The following is a 23,727-nucleotide window of genomic DNA, read 5'->3' on the forward strand; positions in this document are numbered from 1 at the left end:
CGCTGTAGAGTCGAGCTTGCTCGACTGCTTCTGCTCACAAAAGGCAGTCGAGCAAGCTCGACTCTACGGCAGCAGGTTATCGGCCGGCTGACTGCCTGGCGTTGTCACGCAGCGCCAGATCCTTGCCCAGGTAATAGCCGCCGCAGAACAGCACGAAGGCGGCGATGAGGCTCCACAGGATGATTCTGAGGGTGCTTCGTGGCGTGGGCTTGCTGTCCTGCATGCGGGTTCTCCCGAGGCGGCGTGCCGCCGCCCACCCAGCTTGCGCTGCAGTGTCCGGGTACGCAAGCCGGCGGTGCGCGCACGCCGCTGCGCGGCGCCGGATTGATCCTGCTCAAGGCGCGCCCTGCACATCCGGTGTGCAATGGTGTTGTTCCCATCTGGCAGACCGCCACGGAGCCCCACCATGTACAAGCGCATCCTGATTGCCACCGACGGATCCGAGCTGGCCGACAAGGGCCTGGCCAAGGGCCTGGAGCTGGCCAAGGACCTCAATGCCGAGGTCGATATCGTGACCGTTTCCGAGCCGTGGGCCGTCGGCATGTACGACGCCATGGGCTGGAGCGTGGGCTACATGAACAGCCCTGAATACAAGGCCGACCGCGAGGAAGGCGCGCAGAAGGTGTTGCAGCCGGCGCTGGCCAAGGCCGCCGAGCAGGGCATTACCGCCAACCCGGTGCACGTGCTGGACCGCTACGCCGCCGACGGCATCATCGAGACGGCGGGCGAGCGCAACAGCGACCTGATCGTGATGACCTCGCATGGCCGCCGTGGCGTGACCCGCGTGCTGCTGGGCAGCCAGACTGCCGAGGTGCTGGCACGCAGCACGCTGCCGGTGCTGGTCATCCGCTGATACAAGCGTTCCCGGGGAGGGGACCCGACGCCGGCCGCAGGATGCGCGCCGGCGTCATCTTCTGTGGGGGCCGGCAGGGGCCCATCCACGCATGGCGTGGATTTACTGGATCGCAGGGATCCAACCCCCCGGCCACATCACCAGCTGTACAGCTTCCAGTACACCGGCGACACGCCGTCCTTGTCGTTGTCGAAACGGCCATCGCCGTTCTTGTCGTACATGTAGAACGGGGCACCGCGCGACGGGGTCACCTTGACCATGCGCAGCTGGCCGGACACGCGGTATTCCTCGATGACATCGCCGTTGTCCATGGTGCGCTTGGACACATCCGCGCCCTTGACGTCCACCGGGGGAGCGCCCGCGCCACCCATGCTGGCGCAGCCAGCGAGCAGGAGCAGGGAAGCCAGCATCAGGGTCTTCATCGGCGGGGGCCTTTGCCTGGAAAGAGCCTTGATTATGCCCCATCGCCAGGTGCGTGCCGTGTCGTCGCGGTGCAGGCACGGGCGCGTAGAATCGGCCCATGAGCAGATTAGTCCTGATCGACGGGTCCAGTTACCTGTACCGCGCGTTCCACGCGCTGCCGCCCCTGTCCAATGCACAGGGTGAGCCCACTGGCGCACTGTTCGGCGTAGTCAACATGCTGCGTTCGACCCTGAAAGAACGCCCGGCCTACGTCGCGTTCGTGGTCGATGCGCCCGGCAAGACCTTCCGTGACGACCTGTACGACCAGTACAAGGCCAACCGCCCGCCCATGCCCGATGAACTGCGCAGCCAGGTCGAGCCGATGTGCCGCATCGTCGAAGCGCTGGGCATCAGCATCCTGCGCATCCCCGGCGTGGAAGCCGACGATGTGATCGGCACCCTGGCCCTGCAGGGCCTGGCGCAGGATCTGAAGGTGACCATTTCCACTGGTGACAAGGACTTCGCCCAGCTGGTGCGTCCGGGCATCGAACTGGTCAACACGATGACCGGCAGCCGCATGGATTCCGATGCTGCGGTGATGGACAAGTTCGGCGTGCGCGCCGACCAGATCATCGACCTGCTGGCGCTGATGGGCGACACCGTGGACAACGTGCCCGGCGTGGAGAAGTGCGGCCCGAAGACCGCCGCCAAGTGGCTGGCCGAGTACCAGCACCTGGACGGGGTGATGGCGGCCGCGCCGACCATGAAGGGCAAGATCGGCGAGAACCTGCGCGCCGCGCTGGAGCGCCTGCCGCTGAACCGCGAGCTGGTGACCATCCGCACCGACGTGGAGCTGGACGCCAGCCCGACCACGCTGGCCCTGCGCGAGCAGGACGTGCCGGAGCTGACCGAGCTGTATGCGCGCTACGGCTTCACCCAAGCGCTGAAGGAGCTGGGTGCACCGCTGCCGGCGCCCACGGCCGCCAGCGAAGCAACGCCGAGCCTGCGTGGCACCGCCGCCGGGTTCGCCCGTGGTAGCGCCGAGGCACCGACCGCCGGCACGCTGGATCCGGCGCTGGCCGCGCCGGGTGAATACGAGACCGTGTTGACCGCCGAGCAGCTGCAGGCCTGGGTCGAGCGCCTGCAGCAGGCGGACCTGATCAGTTTCGATACCGAAACCGATGCGCTGGACGCGATGCGTGCGCGCCTGGTGGGCATCAGCCTGGCGGTCGAGCCGGGCAAGGCCGCCTACATTCCGGTCGGCCACGATTACCCGGGTGCGCCGGCCCAGCTGCCGATGCAGCAGGTGCTGGATGCACTGCGCCCGGTGCTGCAGGACCCGGCGAAGAAGAAGCTGGGCCAGCATAGCAAGTACGACCTGCACGTGCTGCGCCGCCACGGTGTGGAGGTGCAGGGCTACCACGACGACACCATGCTCGAGAGCTTCGTGCTCAATTCCACCGCCACCCGCCACGACATGGATTCGCTGGCCCTGCGTTACCTGGGCTACAACACCATCAAGTTCGAGGACGTGGCCGGCAAGGGCGCCAAGCAGATTCCGTTCTCGCAGGTGGGCATCGACGAAGCCAGCCGCTATGCGGCCGAGGACGCCGACATCACCCTGCGCCTGCACCACGCGCTGCAGCCGCAGCTGCTGGCCGAGCCGGCACTGGACAGCGTGTATCGCGACATCGAGATGCCACTGGTACCGGTGCTGACCACGATCGAAGCCAACGGCGTGCGGATCGACACCGACGAGCTGCGCCGGCAGAGCCAGGACCTGTCCTCGCGCATGCTGGCCGCACAGCAGAAGGCCACCGAACTGGCCGGGCGCAGCTTCAACCTGGATTCGCCCAAGCAGCTGCAGGCGGTGCTGTTCGACGAGCTGAAGCTGCCGGCGGTGGTGAAGACCCCGAAGGGCCAGCCCAGCACCAATGAAGAGGCACTGGAGGCGATTGCCGACCAGCACGAGCTGCCGCGGGTGATCCTGGATTACCGGGGCCTGGCCAAGCTGCGCAGCACCTACACCGACAAGCTGCCGGAGATGGTCAACCCGGACACCGGCCGCGTGCATACCAGCTACCACCAGTCCGGCGCTGCGACCGGCCGCCTGTCCTCGTCGGACCCGAACCTGCAGAACATCCCGATCCGCACCGAGGATGGCCGCCGTATCCGCCGCGCATTCATCGCGCCGGATGGCTTCCGGCTGCTGGCGGCCGACTATTCGCAGATCGAGCTGCGGATCATGGCCCATCTGTCGGAAGATCCGGGCTTGGTGGGCGCCTTCGAGAAGGGCGCCGACGTGCACCGTGCCACCGCCGCCGAGGTGTTCGGGCGTACGCTGGAGGAAGTGACCCCGAACGAACGCCGCGCGGCCAAGGCGATCAATTTCGGCCTGATGTACGGCATGAGCGCCTTCGGCCTGGCGCGAAACCTGGGCATCGACCGTGGCCAGGCGCAGGACTACGTGGCGCTTTACTTCAGCCGGTACCCGGGCGTGCGCGATTTCATGGAGCGGATGCGCCAGCAGGCCCGCGACCAGGGTTACGTGGAAACCCTGTTCGGCCGCCGCCTGTACCTGAACGACATTCATGCACGTAACCAGGGCCTGCGCGCAGGTGCCGAGCGCGCCGCGATCAACGCGCCGATGCAGGGCACCGCCGCCGACATCATCAAGCGCGCGATGGTGGATGTGGACCAGTGGCTGCGTGACAGCGGCGCACCGGCACGCATGATCCTGCAGGTGCACGATGAACTGGTGTTCGAAACCGAAAGCAGTTTCGTCGAGGAGTTACGTTTGCAGGTAGTCGAGCGCATGTCGCAAGCGGCCAAACTGCGGGTGCCGCTGGTGGTCGATACCGGCATCGGCAACAACTGGGACGAAGCGCACTGAGGGTGTTTCAGGCCGGAAACGACGTGAATTCGTTCATCCGTCAGAGGTTTCTGACTCGATCATGAATGTTGCCCTGATGGAGGTTCATTAAATTGGGCCCCTTCACGAACCGTTAGTGTTCGGAGTGCTTCTATAACTCTCGACAGGCGCAATGCCTGTTGTGGATCTCTCCCATCCCCTGGAGCAGATCTCGGAACGGGGACTCCTCCCCAAGTGCCCGTTCCCCGGCCCCGTTGACCTCCCCCTGGTCAGCGGGGCTTTTTATTTGTGCCGCCGGAATATCTCCGATGGGGTCAGATCCCTTTGCCCACCGGGCAAAGGGATCTGACCCCAAGTGCTAGGCTGGGCCACTGTCCAGCAGGGGAAGACAATGCCCGACCTGTTCGCACTGGCCATGCCGTGGTGGGAGTTCATCCTGCGCGCGGTGGTGGTGTATGTCGTGGTGCTCGGCATGGTCCGGCTCGGTGGCAAGCGGGCTCTGGGACAGATCACGCCCTTCGACGTGCTGCTGATCGTGTTGCTGGGCAACGCGGTACAGAACGCGCTGCTGGGCACGGACACCTCGCTGGGCGGAGGCCTGCTGCTGGCGGCCACCCTGATCGTGCTGAATTACGGGGTGGGCTGGCTGACCACCCGGAATCGCCGCATGGAGCGGATGATCGAAGGAGAGCCCACCGTGATCGCGCGTGATGGCCGGCTGCTGGACGGTGTTCTCCGCCGCGAACTGATCAGCCCGGCCGATTTCGACGCCGCGCTGCGCCAGCAGGGCGGGCTGCGGATCGAAGACGTGCAGGTCGCGCTGCTGGAGACGACCGGGCACATCACGATCATCGCGCGGAAGCACACCTGATCTTGTGGCGCCGGGCCCAGGCTCGGCCGCCCTTCACCGCCTATGCGTGCCCACCAGGCCCTTGCCCAGCGCGACGACATCCATCAGAGCCAGTCGCGCGGCACCAGGTAATCGGCCAGGCGTGCCTCGGCGCTGCCCGCTTCCGGACTGAAGCCGTACTCCCAACGCACCCGCGGCGGCAGGCTCATCAGGATGCTTTCGCTGCGGCCACCGCTCTGCAGGCCAAACAGCGTGCCGCGGTCGTAGACCAGGTTGAATTCCACGTAGCGGCCGCGACGGTACAGCTGGAACTCGCGTTCGCGCTCGCCGTAGGCGGTGTCCTTGCGCTGCTGCACGATCGGCAGGTAGGCATCCAGGAAGCCATCGCCGACCGCACGCAGATAGTCGAAATCGCGCTCGAAGTCGCCGTGCAGGTCGTCGAAGAACAGGCCGCCGACGCCGCGCGTTTCATTGCGGTGGCGCAGGAAGAAGTATTCGTCGCACCAGCGCTTGTGCGCGGCATAGCGCTCATCGCCGAACGGTGCGCACAGGTCGCGCGCGACCCGGTGCCAGTGCTGCACGTCCTCGTCGAACGGATAGAACGGGGTCAGGTCGAAGCCGCCGCCGAACCAGCTGGCCACCACTTCGCCGTCGCGCTGCGCCTGGAAGAAGCGCACGTTGGCATGGGTGGTCGGCACGTAGGGGTTGAGCGGGTGGAACACCAGCGACACGCCGGTGGCACGCCAGGAGGCGCCAGCCAGTTCCGGACGGTTGGCCGAGGCCGATGGCGGCAGGCGGCTGCCGGCCACGTCGGAGAAGCCGATGCCGGCCTGCTCGAACACCGCACCGTCGCGCAGCACGCGGGTACGCCCGCCGCCGCCCTCGGCACGCTGCCACAGGTCTTCCTGGAAGCGGGCCTGGCCATCGACGGCCTCGATCGCCGCACAGATGCGGTCCTGCAGGTCGGTGAGATAGGCGCGCACGCGCTCGAATTCGTTCATGGCGCGTACTTTACCGCAGGGCCCGCCCGAAGCTGCGGACAGGCCCTGGCCGGCTCAGCGCTTGCGGTTGGAGTTGCGCGGCGCCGGAGCGTCGTCCACGGCTGCCTCGTCAACCGCCTTCTGCAGAGCACCGCCCAGCGTGATCAGCTCCCAGTTCTGGGTGCCGAGCACGTCGCAGGCCACATGCAGGCCACTACGGTCGGCCTTGCACAGCTGCTCCAGGGTTGCCCGTGCGTCCAGCTCCGCGCCGTTGCCCTGCGCGGTCACCAGGTTATCGCACCCTTCGCGCACGCCGGCGCGGCAGACCGTGGTGTAGTGCTCGGCGGCCTGCAGCCAGTTCCCGGACAGCGCAAGGCGGTTGCCGAGAATGTTGCAGCCCTGCAGCTTGCCCTGCGTGCAGCAGGCTTCGGCGCCGTCCTCGTTGGCCAGCGCCAGCGGGCAATCCTGTGGCAGTGGCAGCACGTTGAACTGCTTCGGCGCACTGCACCGGGCCGGGCCCTCCCCGGTGGGACTGAACACCTGGAACCGGGTCCAGGTATCCAGGCCCAGCAGCTGGCCGCCCGGCAGCGGGCGCAGCACGAAGTCGCCGCCCCGGTCGTGGTGGATGCGGATGTCGCCCGCTTCGACACGCGCGCGAAGATGGCTGCCCCAGCCGACGCCGACCAGGCCGGCGTCACCGAAATCAAGCGTGTCCATCAGGCCGCCGTCGGACCGGTAGTTGCCGCAGGGCAGGACCGTAGCCGCCTGCGGTTGCAACGATGCGCCCACCGCCTGCAACGCCGGCAGGCGCTCACAGGTGGCGGTGTCATTGCCCGGTGTGCAGGCTGCAGCCAGGGCCTGCACCGCCTGCTGGGGATCTCCCGCGTCCCAGGACAGCTCAGCCACGCGGGTGCAGAAGCCGCCGTGCGGTACCTCGCGGCACAATCGCAACAACTGTTGCCGCCGCTCAGCTGGAATGATCACCGGCACGGTCGGCGCCGTCATCGTCACCATGGCTTCGGTCATGGCGGCCGTCATCGCGGCCTTGACCAGCTGCTCCTGCACTGCCGGGTCGGCCTCGAGCGCGGCGGCACACGCCGGGGTTCCCTGTTCGAAGCCGCCGTTGTTGCAGGCGGCGGGGAGTTTGATGCCGGACAGGGCGGCGTCGAGCGCTGCCTTTGCCAGGGCGGGATCGGCCTCGACCGTGGGTTTGGCCTCATCGTGCCAACGATCGGCCAGTTGCAGGCACATGCCGGGCACGCCTTCCAGGCACCCTGCTTCCAGCGCGGTCGGGGTCGCTTCGCGACGGTTGTCCAGGCACGCGGCCGCATCGGCCAGGCAGCTGCCATCAGCCGGCGTGGCGGCTGCGGCGCACTGTGCGGGGGCCTGCAGGAGGTAGACCGTGCCATCCACCTCGACCGTGCGGCCACGATCGCGCACCTGCAGCGTGCTGGGCAGGCCGTACTCCAGGTTCACCAGCTGCAGCTTTCCGTCGATCTGCTGGAACGCGACCGGAGACGGCGCACTGCCGAAGTGCTTCTGTTCGCCGCGATTCGGTGAACTGATGCGCAGCGTAGCGCTGCCTTCGTCGGCCTTGAACAGGCCGCATTGCGGTGACTGTGCGAAGGCCGTCGGCGCGGCCAGCAGCAAGGCCCAGGCCAGCCAGCGGCGGCGCGGTGCGGGTGAATGCATGTCGTCTCCTTGACGATCGAACGGATAGCTCCTGGCGCTACGGCGAACCACTGCCCTCGCGCGGGGGCGTGCATTGTGCCGTGCCGGGCACGGGCTGGTAACGCTGGTAGGCCGTCTGGTTGTCCATGCCGAGCAGGTCGCCGTTGCCGAGCTGGCGCAGCACAAGGGTTTCGCCGTTCTGCTGCAGCTGGACGGCGCCTTCATGCAGGCGGGCATGTGCGCCATCACCGAAGTCGAGCATGTCGATCACGCCACCATCGGCCTGGTAGCGGCCGCACGGCACCCGCTGCAACGGCACCAGGCGCAGGTCGGCGCCGAGTTCACGCAGCGGCGCGGTACGTCCGCAGGCGCTGACGCGCCCCGCATCGCAGACCACCTGCAGGGCCTGCACTGCCAACGCAGGTTCCAGCGCGTTCAATTGCTGCGCGGCCACGTCCACGCAGAAGCGACCACTGCGGTGGTGCAGGCACCGCTGCTGCAGCTGATCGCGTGCAGCGGCCGGAAGCGGCGAATCCAGCGTGTCTTCGTCTTCCTGCAGCAGGCGTTGATTCACCCGCTGCATGGCAGCAGCCAATGCATCAGCGGTCAGCGCCTCGCAGGCCTGCGGGTCATGCCCGGGCGTGTGTTCGCGGCAGGCAGGCGGGCGATCAAAGCCCGTGGCACCGACGTCGTCGGTGGCCTTTGCTGGGCTGCCATCCCGCAGTTGTCGCAGCAGCGCCGAGCAGCCTGCGCCAACGCCTTCGTCGCATGCGCGCTGGGCTTGGCCGGGCGAAGCCGTGGGCAGCTGCGCAACGCAGTGGCTGCCGGCGGCGCGGCAGTTGCCGGCAATCGCGCTGGGCTCGCTGGCGCAGTCCCGGGAATGGCGCAGCGTGTAGACCACCACGTCGTCTTCGATGCGCTGCCCATCGGCACTGATCCGGACCGGCAGTGCCACGCCATCGTCGAGCATGACCAGTCGGGCCTGCGCCGCACTGCGATCGACCCACAGCGGCTCCGGCTCGCTGCCGTCGTCGCGGCGGTAGCCGGCGCTGAGTGATGTGAATATCAGCGTCATGCCACCGTCGGTGCTGCGGTATTCGCCACAGCGCAGCGCATCGGCGGCGGCAGGCAGCGCGGCGAACAGCAGCAGCGCGGGGAGAAGGGTCAGCAAGCGCATGCGACGGTCCTTGTCGTGCGGGAAAGGGGTGTGGCTCAGTGGAAGTGCGAGCGGATGTCTGGTCGCAGCAGGCGCCAGGCCAGCCAGCCCTGCAGGCCGAGGAGTACGAACGACATAGCCACCATGGTCAGCGTGATCAACCAGCGTTTCAGATGGAGTTCCTGCTGCAGGACGGCGTCGTCGGAGAGAAACGGGATGACGTCGCGCATGAACACGTCCAGCCACCCGGCGAGCGCAAAGTTGGTCAATGCACTCATCAGCAGGATCGCCACAAAGCTCCACAGGCCCCAACTGCGCTCGCGCAGCAGTCCCCAGCTGGCCAGTGTCGAGGCAAGGCACAGCAGTGCGACGATCATCGACGCGGCCACCGGATGCGCCAGAAGCCAGATCAGGCTGTGCAGGTGCTGGAGTTGTACTTCCCTCTCAACCAGGTGCCAGATCGGAAGGTTGTGCAGCGGCCACAGCAGCAGTCCCTGCATCACGAAGTAGACCGTGAGCAGCAGTGACAGCCAGAACGAGGCGTGTGCGATCGGGCGCACCCAGGCGTGATAGGTCGGTTGGACCAGCGAAGGAATCGGCGGGATCGACATTGACATCCGGTGTCCTTGCAATCGATGCCCGCGCGATCAGCGGGCCGTCACCCGGGTGGCGACGGCCGGCAGGATATGGTGTTCGCTCAACGGTGCCAAGGGCAGGCCGTGCGGCGGCTGCAGCGGCACCCAGGCCAGTTCGGCGATCTCCGCGCGTGCCTGTGGCATGCCGTCCACCTGCACCCACCAGGCCGGGGCCTGCACGCGGTGGCCGGGTTCGTTCACCGCCCAGTCTTCAAAGGTGCCCAGCGCGACGGCGGTCTCGGCGCACAGCTGCACGCCGAGTTCCTCATTCAGTTCACGCGCCAGCGCCTGCAGCGGTGCTTCGCCGGGTTCAGGCTTTCCGCCCGGCTGGATGAAGCGGCTGGCGCCGTGTTTGCGCACCACCAGCGCCCGGCCGCGGTCATCCAGGATGACCGCGGCCACGATATGGATCGTGGCCGCGGCGTTGCTCACTTCAGGTTCTGCTCGAACAGCTTGAGGATGCGCTTGTACTGGTCCAGCCAGGAATCGGCGCGGACGTAGCCGTGGCGCTCCAGCGGGTACGGTGCGATCGACCAGTTGTCCTTGTGCAGTTCGATCAGGCGCTGGGTCAGGTTCACCGAGTCCTGGAAGAACACGTTGTCATCCATCATGCCGTGGGCGATCAGCAGGTTGTCCTGCAGGTTCTGCGCGTACTCGATCGGCGAGGACACGCGGTACGCCTCCGGATCGATGTCCGGGGTGTTGAGGATGTTGCTGGTATAGCCGTGGTTGTACTGGTGCCAGTCGACCACCGGGCGCAGCGCGGCGCCGGCCTTGAACGTGCCCGGCGAGCGGAACAGCGCCATGAAGGTCATGAAGCCGCCGTAGGAACCGCCGTAGATGCCGGCGTGGTCGCGGTCACCCTGCTGGGTGTCGACCAGCCAGTCCAGGCCGTCCTTGTAGTCTTCCAGTTCCGGATGGCCCATGTTGCGGTAGATCGCCGTACGCCAGTCGCGGCCGTAGCCTTCGCTGCCGCGGTAATCCATGTCCAGCACGATGTAGCCCTTCTGCACCAGCAGGTTGTGGAACATCTGCTCGCGGAAGTAGGCCGGGTAGCGCTGGTGCACGTTCTGCAGGTAGCCGGCGCCGTGCACGAACATCACGATCGGGTACTTCTTCCCCGGTTCCTTGTTTTCCGGTTCGTAGTACTTGGCCCAGACCACGCCGGCGCCATGCTTGGACGGCACTGCCACCAGCTTCGGCTGGATCCACTGGCGCGCCTTGTAGTCGGCGGTGCGGGTGTCGGTCAGCACGCGTGCCTGGCCACCAGTGCTCGGCAGCACGGCCAGCTGCGGCGGCAGGTAGGCACCGGAATAGCGCACCAGCAGCTGCTGGCCGTCCGGCGACAGCGAGAAGTCTTCCACGCCATTGAGGCTGGTCAGCTCGCGCACCTGACGGCTGCCGCTGTCAACCGCGCAGACTTCGTAGTCATGCGGCGCCTGCTGGTTGCACAGGAAGTAGAAGCCCTTGCCATCGGCCGACGGCACCGGCGCCGAGGTTTCCCACTTGCCGCTGGTCAGCGCCTGCGGCTTGGCGGTGCCGGCCTGGGTGTACAGGTGCGAGAAGCCCGATTCCTCCGACAGCAGCCACAGCGTGCGGCCATCGGCCATCCAGCCGAAATCGTTGAAGCCCCAGTTGATCCAGCCGTTGTCGGTCAAGCGATGACGGTTCTGCACGCGGCCATCGGCAGCGTTGACGCTGATGATCCAGCGGTCCTTGTTGTCGTTGGCACGCAGCATCACCGCGGCCTGCTGGCCATCGGGGCTCCAGCGGATGCCACCGCCCATGAAGTCGCTCATCACCTGCACGCTGCGCTCGCCCTTCAGCGCGTCCTTGCCGGCCTTGCGGCGCAGCTCGGCCAGCGGGTCGGTGGCGATGCCGGGCAGGCTGGACAGCGAGACCTTCTCGGCCTTGCCGGTGCGCACGTCCACGTACCACAGGGTGTGCGGCTCGAAGCCGTTACGGCCGACGCGGGTGCGGGTGTCTTCGGTTTCCTCGTAGCCCGACTCGGTCACGTACAGCGGCATCTTGCCGCCGCGGCCGTCATCGAAGTCCTTCGGCTTGGTCACCACGATCAGGTGGGTCAGGTCCGGCGACAGCACGCTGTCGGCGATCTCTACGTCGGTGCCCAGGTACACCGGGCCCGGCGCGCGGGTCGGGTCGGCCTGGCGCCAGCGCTGGTCCTGGTCCTTCAATGCTTCGCGCTGGTCGCGGTCGCGGCGCAGGGTTTCCAGCGTGCGCAGCTGCTGGTCGCGCAGCACGTCGGCCTTGGGCGGCGTGCGCGGATCCTTCTCGGCCTTCAGGCCGGCCACCTGCTGCACACCGCTGGCAGCGGTCCAGTGGAACCAGTTCTGGCCGACGCGCCAGATCACGCCATTGTCGGCGGCGAAGTTCACGTTGCCCGCGCGCTCGTTGCTGCGGGTCAGCTGGGTCAGCGCGCCGCTGCGCAGGTCGCGCACGAACACGTCGCCATTGCGCACGAAGGCGCTGCGGCTGCGGCTGTGGTCGTAGACCGGCTCGGCCACGTCCAGGGTGCCGCGCTGGTCATCGGCCACCTGCGCGGCCACGCCACCGGCCACCGGCTGGCGGAAGGTATCGCGCACCGGGCTGCCGTTGCGCTTGAGCTGGTACTCCACCTGCTGGCTGTTCCACGACCACCAGGCCTTCTCGACCGGCGGGCCGATCCAGTCCGGGTCGGCCATGGCCTGTTCGATGGTGAGCGGCGTCGGCGCGGCATGCGCGGCCGGTGCGGCCAGCACGGCCGACAGCAGGAGGGACAGGGGCAGCACTCGGGACATGGGCGGACGGCACCAGAAGAGGAAACCGGGCAAGGGTAGCAGCCGCAAGGACCCGGGGCAGGGGCCACAGGTCATGCAATCCGCATGGGCAAAGGCCCGGCAGGGCATCGCGTGGCGCATGATGGGTGCGCAAGGGACTGGTCAGGGCGGTGCCCATGTTGGGCGCCAGCCGTTCGGCATCTGACCGATGACGACTTGAAGCGCCTGTCCGAGTTTCGCTACACCCACAACATGACCATCCAGAACATCACGATCAAAGGGACTTCCATGTTCCTGGCGTCGATGGGGCTGCCGCCGTTGTCCGCGCTTTCCGGAGATGACAAGAATGGTGACCAGTAAGAACATGCGTGCCGGCAGAAAGCATGTACGACTGGCCGGATGCAGTGCCAGCCAGGTCAAACGTGTGCGGGCCCTTTACCAGAGCCTGCAGGCCTAATTTCAAGGCGGCTAGATAGAGAGATCGGCTGGGATCCCGGAATCCGCATTCGCATTGTCAGACGGCAAAGGCCAAGGAAGACTGCTGAAGTACGACCTGACGAGCTCATAGGCCTCTTCGAATTCAGGAAGCTCCCCTGAAATTTCATCCTGAAGAAAGTTGTATTCCTTGAGGGCCATATCATGCACATCCTTTTGATTAAGCGATGTTGGGCCTACAGGAACATCCCGGTCAGCACATTTAATGATGATGTCTTCGACGACAATTCGCCTACATTCATCGCCGTATAGCTCTGGGCGTTCCAATAGGAGGTGGCGAAGATCATAGACATCTTGTCGCCTGTTCCGCTTTCGAATGGGCTGCTGAATCAGAGATCTGATCTTCTCGGCCACCAGCGTGGGAAGTGCGTAGACTCTAAGCACCCCATCCGAGCCGATGCTTACTTCCTCAATCTGGGGTATGGACTCCAAGTAGTTGTAGTCAATGCTAACGGTCTCTGCCGATTCACCTCGTATCAGCCTGGGATGCGCACGTGAACCTCGCACCGCGTATCCAACCTTCATGAAGATCGAGACGTATGTCTTGTCTCTGCCGGGCTGAACGTCCCAGCGTTGCAGCCGGCAATCAATGTCATACCCCAAGTCTTCGGACGCAGACGCCAATCGTGTTTCCAACAACGCTTTGGTCTCTTCTTCCGCACTAACCGAGAACGGATCTTTGGTTGAGAAGTCGATGTCTGTCGTATAGCGCTCACTTCGGTAGTGAAGCGCCATCAGAATTCCACCCTTCAGACACAGAAGCTGGCTAAGTCGCCTATCGGTAGCGATGGCGTGCAGAACAACGTGTACTGCTTTTCGGAAGTTTCTTTCGGCAGCCGGCGCGTTCGCAACCCAGGTAGGGATGTTCTCTAGAAGGCTAGACATTTATGGATATGCACCATTTTGATGAAAATTCAGACGAGTACTCACCCTGAGGATCAAGCTTTCGTGACCCGCCACGGCTCGCAAGAGCGGCCCACGCATCAACCTCAGGGCTATCGATGCCGCAATGGGTCTCCAAGATGTAACCAGCACGCATCTTGTCAATGACAGACCCATGCGTGTTTACGGCCGTGACAATGGAAGAAAGGTGCAATCTGGCATGCTCTTCGAACACGTCGATCACATGCCTCATCCCGCCACAAATATCAGCACGCTGCAGCATATCGAGGAATGTGTTGCCTATTCCGGTAACGCGCAATGCGCCGTCATTGGCCGATCGCCAACCTCGACGCTCCTTGGTTCTGATTTCCTCTATCACCACGCCATCGATCTTCTCAATGTTGAAGTGCCGCAACCTTGGTAGGCGCGTGAACACGAAATCCCCATAGAGCGAGCCTAGGTCTTTACGCATGCGCTCTTGAGCAAGATCCTTCCAGAGGTGTGGATTGGGGCTTACGAAGTACAGTACCTTAGGTAGGCGGTTGGTTAATCCGTGATAAGCCATGGCGCTTAGGTAAGCGACATAGCCGAACGGATCGATTGCGCACATGAGCTCAGCGGCGTCCTGGGGCTCATTGGATGTCCTGTAAAGAGAGGGATGCAGCCCCTTGCTTTGGTGGAGCACCCCTCGGCTGATCAGTGCATTTCGGGCCTCTGTAAACATGCGCTGATCAGGCCCTCGCTCCGGCATCTGAAGCGGACGCCCATCGAAGTGGGACAACTGAGTTAGTTGAAAAACCTTGAGAGCCAGCCAATAGCTGCTGACAACGGGTGGCTGGCGTTCACTCAGCACCTGGGCAACCAAGGCATCTCGCCAGCGAATTCGTTTAGACACGACCTTAGTCACGGGCACCTCCTCACGCGTCGACAAATACGATCATGCGCTACAATCTACGTCCTTAGGACGTAGATTGTAGCGCATGTGAGAAATTTAGAGCAACCCGGCGAACAAGCGCATCGGCTGAGATTTTTAACATTAATAAAACAAACACTTATGCCCTCTGGTTGAAATCTTGTATTGAGTTGAATAGTGTATTACACTTAGCGTCCTAAGGACGCTAAGTGTAATACACTTTCTATTTTTTGAGTTGAGCGCTTCTTGATGGTGTTGTCGCGATGCGAAGTGAGCCCTCAGCATTCCCGGTACCGCTCGACCGCAGCGTCAGTCAAGTCAGGCGTACCTGGGCCTTGCGCCAAGGTCTTATCTGATCGGAATCTGGCGGGGGTAGACGTCGAGAGTTGGCGTGGGCGGTCGTGCGAGCCGGGATCTCGACGATCGTCCTGTGGCCTAGTCGGGGTGGCCCCCATATCCCGCGACAGCGGCGCGATGCGAGTGAAGCATCCAGCGCGGTAGAGCGGAGATCCGTCAAGTGCTTTACATGGCGGCGACGTCAGTCATGGGGCATCAGTCCCGTTGGGGGAGGGCTTCTATCAGTCACTGATGGTCCGCGGCAAAGAGAGTGAAGTGGCTGCCGTGGCAGTGATGCGGGAGGTCTTGGCGATCCTTAATGCTCGCGTACACGACACTGAAAGCGGACCGATCCACGCTTAACGGGCGCACTCGGACGCCATCAGTGGCTGCCGGCCAACGATCGACATTACCGTGCGCGACTGTCAGAAGGGCCTGGGGCCCTCCGGCCACACTGTTGCTACTGGACTGAGTGCAAGGCGGGTTCAGCGCGCTTGGCCACCTGGCAGTCCAAGTGTAAGCGAGCTCGTTTGGACGCGACCTTGGTCGCGGACATCTCCCGATGCCTCGATAAATTAGATCATACGATACAATCTACGTCCTAAGGACGTAGATTGTATCGTATGTGTAAATTGTACGTCAACCCAGCGAGCATGCGCACGGGCTGAGGTTTTTAACGTTAATAAAACAGACACTTACGGTCTTCCGGTCGAATTCTTGCGTTGCAATTGAACAGTGCATTACAATGAACGTCCTTAGGACGTTCATTGTAATGCACTTCCCATATTTTGGTGCCGGCGCATCTTGAGTAGGACCAGTAGGCGCCGGTGCCGGATGTGAGCGACGCACTGCAGCGGTGACTGAGCGCGGAAACGCGCGAGGGTGGCGTGCTGTACGTCGTGGTGCAGGTGCTGTTGTTTGGCGCGCTGCTAGCTGCAGCGGCCTGGTATTTCTGGCACTGAGGCACCCGCCGGGTGATGGGCCGCTCCAATCGCTATGGGTAGGTGCCGACCCTGGTCGGCGCCCGGGTGTGTGCCAACCAAGATTGGCGGCTACCAGAGCGGTCAATCGGTAGCGCCGGGGGATGCCCTGCGGCCTTCACGCCACCCTGCGACAAAGTGAAGCAGCGCGTCACCTGGTCGCATCCCGCCTTAACCAATTCCTCCTAAAGTGGTCCGGTATCCCACCGGTCACAGGCAGGAGGCGTCCCTTGGACGCGTTGTTGTTGTCCCGGATCCAGTTCGGATTCGTCATCAGTTTCCACGTACTGTTCCCCGCCTTCACCATCGGTACGGCCAGCTGGCTGGCCTTCATCGAATGGCGGTGGCTACGCACGAAGTTGCCCGTGTGGCGCGAGCTGTATTTCTTCTGGCAGAAGATCTTCGCCGTGTCGTTCGGCATGGGCGTGGTCAGCGGCATCGTCATGGCATTCCAGTTCGGCACCAACTGGCCGCGGCTGAGCGAGGTGGCCGGCACGGTCATCGGGCCGCTGCTGACCTATGAAGTGCTGACCGCGTTCTTCCTGGAAGCCAGCTTCCTTGGCGTGATGATGTTCGGCTGGGGCCGGGTCTCGCCGCGCCTGCATTTCCTGTCTACCTGCATGGTGGCGCTGGGCACGCTGTTCTCCACGTTCTGGATCCTGTCGTCCAACAGCTGGCTGCATACCCCGGCCGGCTACGAGATGGTCAACGGCATCGTGCATCCGGTGGACTGGTGGCAGGTGGTGTTCAACCCCTCGTTCCCCTATCGCCTGGCGCACATGGCGCTGGGCTCGTTCATCACCACCTGTTTCGTGATCGGTGGCGTGGGCGCGTGGTACCTGCGCAAGGGCACGCACGTCGAGGCCGGACGGCGCATGCTGATCGCGGCGGTGGCGTTCGCGGCGCTGACGGTGCCGGTACAGATCTTCGTCGGCGACATGCATGGCCTGAACACGCTCAAGCATCAGCCGATGAAGATCGCGGCGATGGAAGCGCACTGGCATGAAACCCAGGGAGGCGAGGGCGTGCCGCTGGTGGTGTTCGCGCTGCCGAACGAGAAGGAAGAGCGCAACGACTTCGAAGTGGCGATTCCGAAGCTGGGCAGCGTAATCCTCACCCACAGCCTGGACGGCACCTTCGATCCGCTCACCTCGGTGCCGGCCAGCGAGCGGCCGCCGGTGACGCCGGTTTTCTTCGCCTTCCGCATCATGGTCGGGCTGGGTACGTTGATGCTGTTGTTGGCCTGGGTCTCGGCCTTCCAGCTTTGGCGAAAGAAGCTGCTGGATTCGCCGTGGCTGCTGCGCGGCTGGAACTGGATGCTGCCCAGCGGTTTCATCGCACTGCTGTCGGGTTGGTTCGTCACCGAGATGGGGCGCCAGCCGTGGGTGGTATATGGCGTGCTGCGCACCGCTGATGCGCTCGGACCGCAGAGTGCGTGGATGACGGCGTTGTCGCTGGGCGTCTATGTGGTTGGCTATGCCTTCGTGTTCGGCTGGGGCATCTGGTACCTGGTGAAGATCCTGCGCCATGGACCGCAGCCGTATGACGAGGGGCCGTCGCTGGACCATGGCAGCCATACCCCGGCGCGTCCGTTGTCGGCCGCCGATGAACCGCTGGAGGAGCGCTGACATGGACCTGATGACCTGGCTGCCGGTGGCGTGGTTCGCGGTGATCGGCTTCGGCGTGCTGATGTACGTGGTGCTGGACGGCTTCGTGCTCGGCATCGGCATCCTTGCCCCGTTCGCCGAGGACGAGGAACAGCTGGACCTGATGATGAACACCGCCGCGCCGATCTGGGACGGCAACGAGACCTGGCTGGTGCTCGGTGGCGCCGGCCTGCTGGCGGCCTTCCCGAAGGCGTATGCGGTGCTGCTGTCGGCGCTGTACCTGCCGGTGTTGCTGCTGGTGGTGGCGTTGGTGTTCCGCGGCGTAGCCTTCGAGTTCCGCTTCAAGGCGCATCGATCTCGTCGGCTGTGGAGCGTGGCGTTCGGCCTCGGTTCGCTGCTGGCCACGTTTGCCCAGGGCGTGATCCTCGGCACCCTGGTGCAGGGCATTCCGCTGGTGGACGGTGTCTACCAGGGCGGTGCGTCTGCCTGGTTCAGCCCGTTCGCGATGCTGACCGGTGCCGCGCTGGTGGCCGGCTATGCGCTGCTGGGCAGCACCTGGCTGATCCTGAAGACCGAGGGGCGCGTGCAGGCGCTGGCGCGGCAGATGACCCGGCCACTGGTGGTGGCGGTGATCGCGGCGATGGGCCTTGTGAGCAGCTGGCTACCGTTCCTCGATTCGCGGTTGATGGATCGCTGGTTCAGCGACGGCAACTTCTGGTGGCTGTCGCCGGTGCCGCTGCTGACCCTGGCGGTGGCCGCCGCGCTGTGGCGCAGTGCCACGCACCCGCGCCGTGACCTGCCGCCGTTCCTGCTCAGCCTGGCCCTGTTCGTGCTCGGCTTCCTCGGCCTGGTGCTTGGCATGTGGCCTTATCTGCTGCCACCGTCGATGACTCTGTGGCAGGCCGCCGCGCCGGCGTCGTCGCTGGGCTTCACGCTGGTCGGGCTGGTCATATTGCTGCCGGTCATCCTCGGCTATACGGCGTGGTCCTACCGGGTATTCCGCGGCAAGGTGCACGCCGACACCGGTTACCACTGATCGATTGAACACGGGGCCTGCCGGTGCCGGGCCCCGTGTTGGGGAATGTGAAACCTGCACACCCTGTGCGGGACGTGCTAGCGTGCGCTCCTTTCCGGCGGCCAGGGGGGCAGCCGGCGACGTCCTGGACGGACGCACGGCTGCAGGAACGGGGGGCCGCCGCGCGTCGCCGTAATGGCTCGTGCCTATCGTTCTCCCGTTGAAGCACCATCGCTAAATGATCGAATTCTCCATCGTCGACTGGGCCGCCTGGGCGCCCGGCCTGAGTGAGCGTAGCCAGTGGCTGGGCTGGGCCGATGCGCCGTACCTGCCGCACGGCGCCGACACGCCGGCGCTGGCCGAAGTGCCGGCGATGCAGCGCCGCCGCATCGAGCGGCTGGGCCGGATGGCGATCCAGGCCGCGTGCTGGTGCGAGGACGGGCAGGGCGCCGACAGTGACGTGCCGCTGGTGTTCGCCAGCCGCCACGGCGACGTGGCCCGTTCGATGGACCTGCTGGGCGCGCTGGCCGGCGACCAGCCGTTGTCGCCGACCGGATTCGGCCTGTCCGTGCACAACGCGATCGCCGCGCTGTATTCCATCGCCCGCGGCCACCGCGGCAACTACCTGGCGCTGGCGGCGGGCCAGGCCACGGTGGAGACGGCTTGTCTGGAGGCCGTCGGCCTGCTGGCCGACGGTGCCCGCGAGGTGCGGATGGTGGTCTATGAGTCGCCACTTCCGGAAATTTACGCGACGTTCGCCGACGAACCCGACCCGTTCTTTGCCTGGTGCTGGCGCCTGACCGCCCCGGCAGAGGGCCGGCCGACGCTGTCGTTGCAGTGGCAGCCGGCTGACGCCCAGGCCGGCACTGCGCCCGGCCTGCTGCCGCATGCGCTGGACCTGCACCGGTTCATGTTGTCCGGCGCGCCGGCGCTGGAACACGTGGCCCACGGCCAGCGCTGGCGCTGGAGCCGCCGTGGCTGAGCTGCTGCGCCGCCTCGACCACGCCTGGCGGGTGTTTGGCACCGGCCTGAGCTTTGTCGCATTTGGCCTGGGCGGCCTGCTGCTGGGCGTGCTGGTGATGCCGGTGCTGCTGCTGATGCGCGACCCGGTGGTTCGCCGCCGCCGGGCCCGCCGCGTGGTCCAGGCTGCCTTCGCCAGCCATCTGCGGCTGATGCGCGGGCTGGGGGTGATGACCTACGAGATCGAGGGCGGTGAACGCCTGCAGCGCGACGGCCTGCTGGTGCTGGCCAACCACCCGACCCTGATCGACGTGGTCTGCCTGATTTCGCTGCTGCCCAACGCCGACTGCGTGGTCAAGCGGGCCGTGGCCTGCAACCCGTTCATGCGCGGTCCGGTACGGGCCGCCGGCTACATCTCCAATGACGACGGCGCCGGCCTGGTCGATGACTGCGTGGCCGCGGTGCATGCCGGCGGCACCCTGGTGATCTTCCCGGAGGGCACCCGCAGCGTGCCCGGGCAGCAACCACGGCTGCAGCGCGGGGCCGCCAACATCGCCGTACGGGGCCGCCTGGACGTCACCCCGGTGCGGATCACCTGCAGCCCGCCAACGCTGACCAAGGGGCAGAAGTGGTATCGTGTCCCCTCACGTCGCTTTCACGTTCGGCTGCAGATCGGCGAAGATATCCCGATCGCGCCATTTCTGGCCGAAGACGACTCGCCAAGGGGGGATGCCTTGGCAGCCCGTCGCGTCACCGAGCACCTTTCTCGTTATTTCGACCTGTCTGGAGATCCGAACCGTGCAAGCACTTGAGCACGAGATCAAGGAATTGATCATTTCCTCCCTTTCGCTGGAGGACATCACGCCGGAGGACATCGATCCGACCGCCCCACTGTTCGTCGAGGGCCTTGGCCTGGATTCGATCGACGCGCTGGAGCTGGGCCTGGCGCTGCAGAAGAAGTACGGTGTGAGCCTCTCGGCCGATTCGGAAGAAACCCGTCGCCATTTCTCCAGCGTGCGCGCGCTCGGCGAGTTCGTCGCCGCCCGCCAGTCGTAACGGTGCCAGGACCTGCCATGACCAAGAATGAACTGTTCGAACGCATCGTCAGCATCCTGACCGACAGCTTCGAGATCGAAACCGCCCGGATCACCCCGGAGGCCCGCCTGTACGACGACCTGGACATCGACAGCATCGATGCGGTGGACCTGATCGTGCAGCTCAAGCCGCTGCTCGGCCGCAACCTGCAGCCGGAAGCGTTCAAGGCCGTGCGTACCGTGCAGGACATCGTCGATGTGGTGCACAGGCTGCTGCCGGACCAGGCAGCCGCCTGACCGCAGCGCCGGCGGCTCCACCATGGCACGCGCACGCACGGTCGTGGTGGCTGCGATCTCGCTGGCCTACCCGGTACTGGTGTACCTGGCGATGGGCCGCTTCGAGCCACGCTGGTTGTCGCTGCTGCTGTTCACCCTGGCCCTGCTGCGCGCGCTGAGTACGCGCCAGCCGCTGTGGTGGGCCGCGGCCGCCGGCACCGGCCTGCTGGCGGTGCTGGCCACCGTGCTCAACCAGGCCCTGCCGCTGAAGCTGTACCCGGCACTGGTCAACGCAGTGATGCTGGCGGTGTTCGGCACCAGCCTGCGTTTCGGCCCGCCGCTGGTGGAACGCCTGGCACGGCTGCAGGAACCGGACCTGCCCCCGTTCGCGGTGGCCTATACCCGCCGCGTCACCCAGGTGTGGTGCGGCTTCTTCGTTCTCAACGGCAGCCTGGCCCTGCTGACCGCGCTGTACGCGTCGGACCGGGTCTGGATGCTTTACAACGGATTGTTGGCGTACGTGATGATGGGCGTGTTGTTCGCAGGTGAGTGGCTGGTGCGGCGGCGGGTGAAGGCGGCGCACGCGCATGGCTGAGTGGATTGCCCTGGACCGTCTGCTGCTGGAGGCGCGGCCGCATCGAAGCGTTGGCGTCTGCGATGGCGAGGTGATCGACCACGCCCGCTTCCGCCAGCGCGTACTGGCCTGGCGCGCCGCGTTTGCGGCGACCGAAGGCCGTGACTGGGCCCTGTATTTCGATGATGCGGTGGCCTTTGCCGCTGCGTTGTTCGGTGCCTGGCATGCCGGCAAGCGGGTGTTCCTGGCTGCCGACAACCTGCCGGCCACGCTGCAGGCGCTGCAGCCGCAGGTGAGTGGTTTCGCAGGCGACGTGTCCGCCGATTACCGTCCGCTGGCGGCGCTGGACGCCGCATCGGACGAGGGTCTTCAGGCGCTGGACGAGCGCGCCTGCGAGCTGTGCGTGTTCACCTCCGGCAGCACCGGACAGCCCAGTGCGATCAACAAGCGCATGGACCAGCTGACGCGCGAGGTGGACGCACTGCAGGCTGCGTTCGGCACGCAGCTGGAAGACGTGCAGGTGCATGGCACGGTGTCGCACCAGCACATCTATGGCCTGCTGTTCCGAGTGCTTTGGCCGCTGGCCGCCGGCCGCCTGATCCATCCACGCCGGTTCTTCCACGAAGATCTGGTGGGTGCGCTGGCCGGTACCGATACGGTGCTGGTCGCGACCCCGGCCCACCTCAAGCGCCTGCCCGGGCAGCTCGACTGGGCCAGCCTGCATGGCCGCCTGCGCGCGGTATTCTCCTCCGGTGGCCCGCTGCCGGAAGAAGCTGCACGCCAGGTGCGGCAGTGGCTCGGCGTGGCACCGACCGAGGTCTATGGCAGCAGCGAGACCGGCGGCATCGCCTGGCGCCGCTGGGACACCGACCTGCCGCCGTGGCAGCCGCTGCCCGGCGTGCAGTGGCGCATCGAGGAGGGCTGCCTGGCGGTGGCCTCCGCACATCTGGAAACCCCGGATTGGTGGCGTACCCAGGACCGCGTTGAAGCATTGGCCGATGGCCGCTTTCGCCTGCTGGGCCGCGCCGACCGCATCGTCAAGATCGAAGAGCGCCGCGTCTCGCTGGATGCACTGGAACGTGCGCTGCGCGAAGACGCCGAAGTGGACGATGTGCGCGTATTGGTGCTGCCCGGGCAGCGCGAGCAGCTGGCCGCGGTGGTGGTGCCGGCCGACCCGACGCTGCTGGAAGGCGGTGAGGCCGCGCGCCGCGCGCTGGGCCAGCGCCTTGGCACACGCCTGGCACAGGCTCATGACGCGGTCACCCGGCCGCGTCGCTGGCGGCTGGTGCCGGCGCTGCCGATCAATGCACAGGGCAAGATCACCCAGGCGGCACTGGCAGCGCTGTTCCAGCCGCTGATGCCGGTGCCGGTCTGGGATCACCGCGATGCGGCCAGCGCCACGCTGCGGATGACCCTGGACCCGGCGCTGCGGCCGTTCCAGGGCCACTTCCCGCAGGCGGCGATCCTGCCCGGCGTGGCGCAGCTGGACTGGGCGGTGCGTTTTGGCCGCCAGGTGTTCGCCATACCGGCAGCGTTCCTGCGCATGGATGCGGTGAAGTTCCAGCACGTGGCCCGCCCGGGTGATGAGCTGACCCTGCAGCTGGATTGGGATGCCACACGCAGCGTGCTGGCCTTCCGTTACACCTCCAGCCACTGTGTGCATGCCAGCGGCAAGGTGGTCTTCGCCGATGCGGACTGATCCGGCCGTTGCCGGTGCCGCGTTCGCGCCACTGGTGGTGATTCCCGTCTACGACCACGAGCATGCCATCGCGGCGGTGGTCGACGGCGTGCAGGCCGCCGGCCTGCCGTGCCTGCTGGTCGACGATGGCTCGCATGAGGCGTGCGCGGCAGCACTGCGTTCGCTGGCACAGCGCCATGGCGTCGACCTGCTGCGCCTGGACATCAACCAGGGCAAGGGCGGGGCGATGCTGGCCGGCTTCGCCGAAGCCGACGCGCGTGGCTACAGTCACGTGCTGCAGATCGATGCCGACGGCCAGCACGATACCGCTGACCTGCCACGCTTCATCGAAGTGGCGCGCGCCCATCCCGAGGCGGTGATCTGTGGCATTCCGGCCTACGACGCCAGCGTTCCCAAGGCGCGCCTGTATGGCCGCTACGCGACCCACATCTGGGTCTGGATCAACACGCTGTCGCTACACCTGCGCGACACGATGTGCGGCTTCCGCGTGTATCCGCTGCCGCCGGTGCTGCGCCTGATCGGCGAAGAGACCATCGGCCGACGCATGGATTTCGATACCGAGGTGATGGTGCGCCTGTACTGGCGGCAGCTGCCGGTCGAGCACCTGGCCACGCGCGTGACCTATCCAGCCGATGGCGTGTCGCACTTCGATGTGTGGCGCGACAACGTGCGCATCAGCCGCATGCACACCCGCCTGTTCTTCGGCATGCTCTGGCGCGCACCGCGCCTGCTGTGGTGCCGCCTGCGGGGGCAGCGCTGA

At 65.7% G+C, this 23,727-nt stretch carries 23 protein-coding genes and 1 pseudogene; 14 read left to right on the top strand and 10 right to left on the bottom strand.

Annotated elements, in window-relative coordinates:
* Positions 1 to 76: 76 nt before the first annotated feature.
* On the bottom strand, positions 77 to 223 hold the full coding sequence (locus V3B46_RS07215; RefSeq protein ID WP_195763231.1) for a hypothetical protein: 147 nt from the start codon (positions 221 to 223) through the stop codon (positions 77 to 79).
* Between the two features lie 183 nt (positions 224 to 406).
* Between V3B46_RS07215 and V3B46_RS07220 the strand changes: the two genes are divergently transcribed.
* On the top strand, positions 407 to 853 hold the full coding sequence (locus tag V3B46_RS07220; RefSeq protein ID WP_005411629.1) for a universal stress protein: 447 nt from the start codon (positions 407 to 409) through the stop codon (positions 851 to 853).
* 137 nt (positions 854 to 990) lie between these two features.
* Here the strand turns inward: V3B46_RS07220 and V3B46_RS07225 are convergent, their stop codons facing one another.
* The gene (locus V3B46_RS07225) at positions 991 to 1,275 is read right to left on the bottom strand and encodes a DUF2782 domain-containing protein (protein WP_005411628.1); all 285 of its coding nucleotides are present in this window, start codon (positions 1,273 to 1,275) and stop codon (positions 991 to 993) included.
* A gap of 98 nt (positions 1,276 to 1,373) precedes the next feature.
* On the opposite strand from V3B46_RS07225, the gene polA reads away from it, so the two are divergent.
* Together polA and V3B46_RS07235 are read left to right on the top strand one after the other, a co-directional pair.
* Positions 1,374 to 4,148, top strand: coding sequence for a DNA polymerase I (gene polA / locus V3B46_RS07230; protein WP_329891524.1), 2,775 nt, complete (start codon positions 1,374 to 1,376; stop codon positions 4,146 to 4,148).
* 370 nt (positions 4,149 to 4,518) lie between these two features.
* Positions 4,519 to 4,998 (top strand): DUF421 domain-containing protein, encoded by a 480-nt coding sequence (locus V3B46_RS07235; RefSeq protein WP_100474748.1) that lies wholly within the window; start codon positions 4,519 to 4,521, stop codon positions 4,996 to 4,998.
* Positions 4,999 to 5,081: 83 nt separating this feature from the next.
* Here the strand turns inward: V3B46_RS07235 and hemF are convergent, their stop codons facing one another.
* Genes hemF through V3B46_RS07265 form a run of 6 tightly spaced genes read right to left on the bottom strand, consistent with a single transcriptional unit; the run spans position 5,082 to position 12,217 of the window.
* The gene (gene hemF, locus V3B46_RS07240; protein WP_094002267.1) at positions 5,082 to 5,978 is read right to left on the bottom strand and encodes an oxygen-dependent coproporphyrinogen oxidase; all 897 of its coding nucleotides are present in this window, start codon (positions 5,976 to 5,978) and stop codon (positions 5,082 to 5,084) included.
* Positions 5,979 to 6,032: 54 nt separating this feature from the next.
* Positions 6,033 to 7,649: a hypothetical protein gene (locus V3B46_RS07245; RefSeq protein WP_329891525.1), complete on the bottom strand. Its 1,617-nt coding sequence runs from the start codon at positions 7,647 to 7,649 to the stop codon at positions 6,033 to 6,035.
* A gap of 37 nt (positions 7,650 to 7,686) precedes the next feature.
* A complete protein-coding gene (locus V3B46_RS07250; protein WP_329891526.1) occupies positions 7,687 to 8,805 on the bottom strand; it encodes a hypothetical protein in 1,119 nt (372 codons plus the stop codon).
* 35 nt (positions 8,806 to 8,840) lie between these two features.
* Complete coding sequence (locus tag V3B46_RS07255) at positions 8,841 to 9,401, bottom strand: hypothetical protein (RefSeq protein WP_154264813.1); 561 nt, start codon at positions 9,399 to 9,401, stop codon at positions 8,841 to 8,843.
* A 30-nt stretch (positions 9,402 to 9,431) separates the two neighbouring features.
* Entirely contained in the window at positions 9,432 to 9,851 is a 420-nt protein-coding gene (locus V3B46_RS07260) for an NUDIX hydrolase (protein ID WP_154264812.1), read from the bottom strand.
* A complete protein-coding gene (locus V3B46_RS07265; RefSeq protein WP_329891527.1) occupies positions 9,848 to 12,217 on the bottom strand; it encodes a S9 family peptidase in 2,370 nt (789 codons plus the stop codon). Before V3B46_RS07265 ends, V3B46_RS07260 begins: the two co-directional genes overlap by 4 nt.
* A 195-nt stretch (positions 12,218 to 12,412) precedes the next feature.
* Here V3B46_RS07265 and V3B46_RS07270 point away from each other — a divergent pair, with 195 nt between their 5' ends.
* The gene (locus tag V3B46_RS07270) at positions 12,413 to 12,556 is read left to right on the top strand and encodes a hypothetical protein (RefSeq protein WP_329891528.1); all 144 of its coding nucleotides are present in this window, start codon (positions 12,413 to 12,415) and stop codon (positions 12,554 to 12,556) included.
* A gap of 108 nt (positions 12,557 to 12,664) precedes the next feature.
* Here V3B46_RS07270 and V3B46_RS07275 read toward each other — a convergent pair whose 3' ends face one another.
* Entirely contained in the window at positions 12,665 to 13,576 is a 912-nt protein-coding gene (locus V3B46_RS07275) for a nucleotidyl transferase AbiEii/AbiGii toxin family protein (protein ID WP_329891529.1), read from the bottom strand.
* Positions 13,569 to 14,480: a type IV toxin-antitoxin system AbiEi family antitoxin domain-containing protein gene (locus V3B46_RS07280; protein ID WP_329891530.1), complete on the bottom strand. Its 912-nt coding sequence runs from the start codon at positions 14,478 to 14,480 to the stop codon at positions 13,569 to 13,571. Before V3B46_RS07280 ends, V3B46_RS07275 begins: the two co-directional genes overlap by 8 nt.
* 441 nt (positions 14,481 to 14,921) lie before the next feature.
* Between V3B46_RS07280 and V3B46_RS07285 the strand changes: the two are divergent.
* From V3B46_RS07285 to V3B46_RS07330, 10 genes and pseudogenes are all read left to right on the top strand, one after another.
* Positions 14,922 to 15,185, top strand: a pseudogene (locus tag V3B46_RS07285) (transposase); the annotation flags it as partial.
* 847 nt (positions 15,186 to 16,032) lie between these two features.
* Positions 16,033 to 17,430, top strand: coding sequence for a cytochrome ubiquinol oxidase subunit I (locus V3B46_RS07290; protein WP_329891531.1), 1,398 nt, complete (start codon positions 16,033 to 16,035; stop codon positions 17,428 to 17,430).
* Position 17,431: 1 nt separating this feature from the next.
* The gene (cydB, locus tag V3B46_RS07295) at positions 17,432 to 18,445 is read left to right on the top strand and encodes a cytochrome d ubiquinol oxidase subunit II (protein WP_154264805.1); all 1,014 of its coding nucleotides are present in this window, start codon (positions 17,432 to 17,434) and stop codon (positions 18,443 to 18,445) included.
* Positions 18,446 to 18,662: 217 nt separating this feature from the next.
* Positions 18,663 to 19,406 (top strand): beta-ketoacyl synthase chain length factor, encoded by a 744-nt coding sequence (locus tag V3B46_RS07300; protein ID WP_329891532.1) that lies wholly within the window; start codon positions 18,663 to 18,665, stop codon positions 19,404 to 19,406.
* Complete coding sequence (locus tag V3B46_RS07305) at positions 19,399 to 20,196, top strand: lysophospholipid acyltransferase family protein (protein WP_329891533.1); 798 nt, start codon at positions 19,399 to 19,401, stop codon at positions 20,194 to 20,196. Before V3B46_RS07300 ends, V3B46_RS07305 begins: the two co-directional genes overlap by 8 nt.
* A complete protein-coding gene (locus V3B46_RS07310; RefSeq protein WP_005411610.1) occupies positions 20,183 to 20,440 on the top strand; it encodes a phosphopantetheine-binding protein in 258 nt (85 codons plus the stop codon). Before V3B46_RS07305 ends, V3B46_RS07310 begins: the two co-directional genes overlap by 14 nt.
* Positions 20,441 to 20,457: 17 nt before the next feature.
* The gene (locus tag V3B46_RS07315; RefSeq protein WP_006402206.1) at positions 20,458 to 20,715 is read left to right on the top strand and encodes an acyl carrier protein; all 258 of its coding nucleotides are present in this window, start codon (positions 20,458 to 20,460) and stop codon (positions 20,713 to 20,715) included.
* A 22-nt stretch (positions 20,716 to 20,737) separates the two neighbouring features.
* Positions 20,738 to 21,289 carry a COG4648 family protein gene (locus V3B46_RS07320; RefSeq protein WP_012512473.1) on the top strand — a complete coding sequence of 184 codons (552 nt, stop codon included), beginning with the start codon at positions 20,738 to 20,740 and terminating at the stop codon, positions 21,287 to 21,289.
* Positions 21,282 to 22,967: an ApeI family dehydratase gene (locus tag V3B46_RS07325; protein ID WP_329891534.1), complete on the top strand. Its 1,686-nt coding sequence runs from the start codon at positions 21,282 to 21,284 to the stop codon at positions 22,965 to 22,967. Before V3B46_RS07320 ends, V3B46_RS07325 begins: the two co-directional genes overlap by 8 nt.
* Entirely contained in the window at positions 22,957 to 23,727 is a 771-nt protein-coding gene (locus V3B46_RS07330) for a glycosyltransferase family 2 protein (protein WP_154264802.1), read from the top strand. Before V3B46_RS07325 ends, V3B46_RS07330 begins: the two co-directional genes overlap by 11 nt.

Source organism: Stenotrophomonas sp. SMYL11 (genome assembly GCF_036320005.1).
Classification (GTDB): domain Bacteria; phylum Pseudomonadota; class Gammaproteobacteria; order Xanthomonadales; family Xanthomonadaceae; genus Stenotrophomonas; species Stenotrophomonas maltophilia_A.

Excerpts from the sequence above, each read along its gene's own strand:
- hemF (WP_094002267.1), bottom strand. The coding sequence starts at position 5,978 with ATGAACGAATTCGAGCGCGTGCGCGCCTATCTCACCGACCTGCAGGAC.
- cydB (WP_154264805.1), top strand. The coding sequence starts at position 17,432 with ATGGACCTGATGACCTGGCTGCCGGTGGCGTGGTTCGCGGTGATCGGC.
- V3B46_RS07215 (WP_195763231.1), bottom strand. The coding sequence starts at position 223 with ATGCAGGACAGCAAGCCCACGCCACGAAGCACCCTCAGAATCATCCTG.
- V3B46_RS07300 (WP_329891532.1), top strand. The coding sequence starts at position 18,663 with ATGATCGAATTCTCCATCGTCGACTGGGCCGCCTGGGCGCCCGGCCTG.
- V3B46_RS07315 (WP_006402206.1), top strand. The coding sequence starts at position 20,458 with ATGACCAAGAATGAACTGTTCGAACGCATCGTCAGCATCCTGACCGAC.
- V3B46_RS07255 (WP_154264813.1), bottom strand. The coding sequence starts at position 9,401 with ATGTCAATGTCGATCCCGCCGATTCCTTCGCTGGTCCAACCGACCTAT.
- V3B46_RS07235 (WP_100474748.1), top strand. The coding sequence starts at position 4,519 with ATGCCCGACCTGTTCGCACTGGCCATGCCGTGGTGGGAGTTCATCCTG.
- V3B46_RS07275 (WP_329891529.1), bottom strand. The coding sequence starts at position 13,576 with ATGTCTAGCCTTCTAGAGAACATCCCTACCTGGGTTGCGAACGCGCCG.
- V3B46_RS07220 (WP_005411629.1), top strand. The coding sequence starts at position 407 with ATGTACAAGCGCATCCTGATTGCCACCGACGGATCCGAGCTGGCCGAC.
- V3B46_RS07325 (WP_329891534.1), top strand. The coding sequence starts at position 21,282 with ATGGCTGAGTGGATTGCCCTGGACCGTCTGCTGCTGGAGGCGCGGCCG.
- V3B46_RS07245 (WP_329891525.1), bottom strand. The coding sequence starts at position 7,649 with ATGCATTCACCCGCACCGCGCCGCCGCTGGCTGGCCTGGGCCTTGCTG.
- V3B46_RS07265 (WP_329891527.1), bottom strand. The coding sequence starts at position 12,217 with ATGTCCCGAGTGCTGCCCCTGTCCCTCCTGCTGTCGGCCGTGCTGGCC.
- V3B46_RS07320 (WP_012512473.1), top strand. The coding sequence starts at position 20,738 with ATGGCACGCGCACGCACGGTCGTGGTGGCTGCGATCTCGCTGGCCTAC.
- V3B46_RS07225 (WP_005411628.1), bottom strand. The coding sequence starts at position 1,275 with ATGAAGACCCTGATGCTGGCTTCCCTGCTCCTGCTCGCTGGCTGCGCC.
- V3B46_RS07250 (WP_329891526.1), bottom strand. The coding sequence starts at position 8,805 with ATGCGCTTGCTGACCCTTCTCCCCGCGCTGCTGCTGTTCGCCGCGCTG.
- polA (WP_329891524.1), top strand. The coding sequence starts at position 1,374 with ATGAGCAGATTAGTCCTGATCGACGGGTCCAGTTACCTGTACCGCGCG.
- V3B46_RS07330 (WP_154264802.1), top strand. The coding sequence starts at position 22,957 with ATGCGGACTGATCCGGCCGTTGCCGGTGCCGCGTTCGCGCCACTGGTG.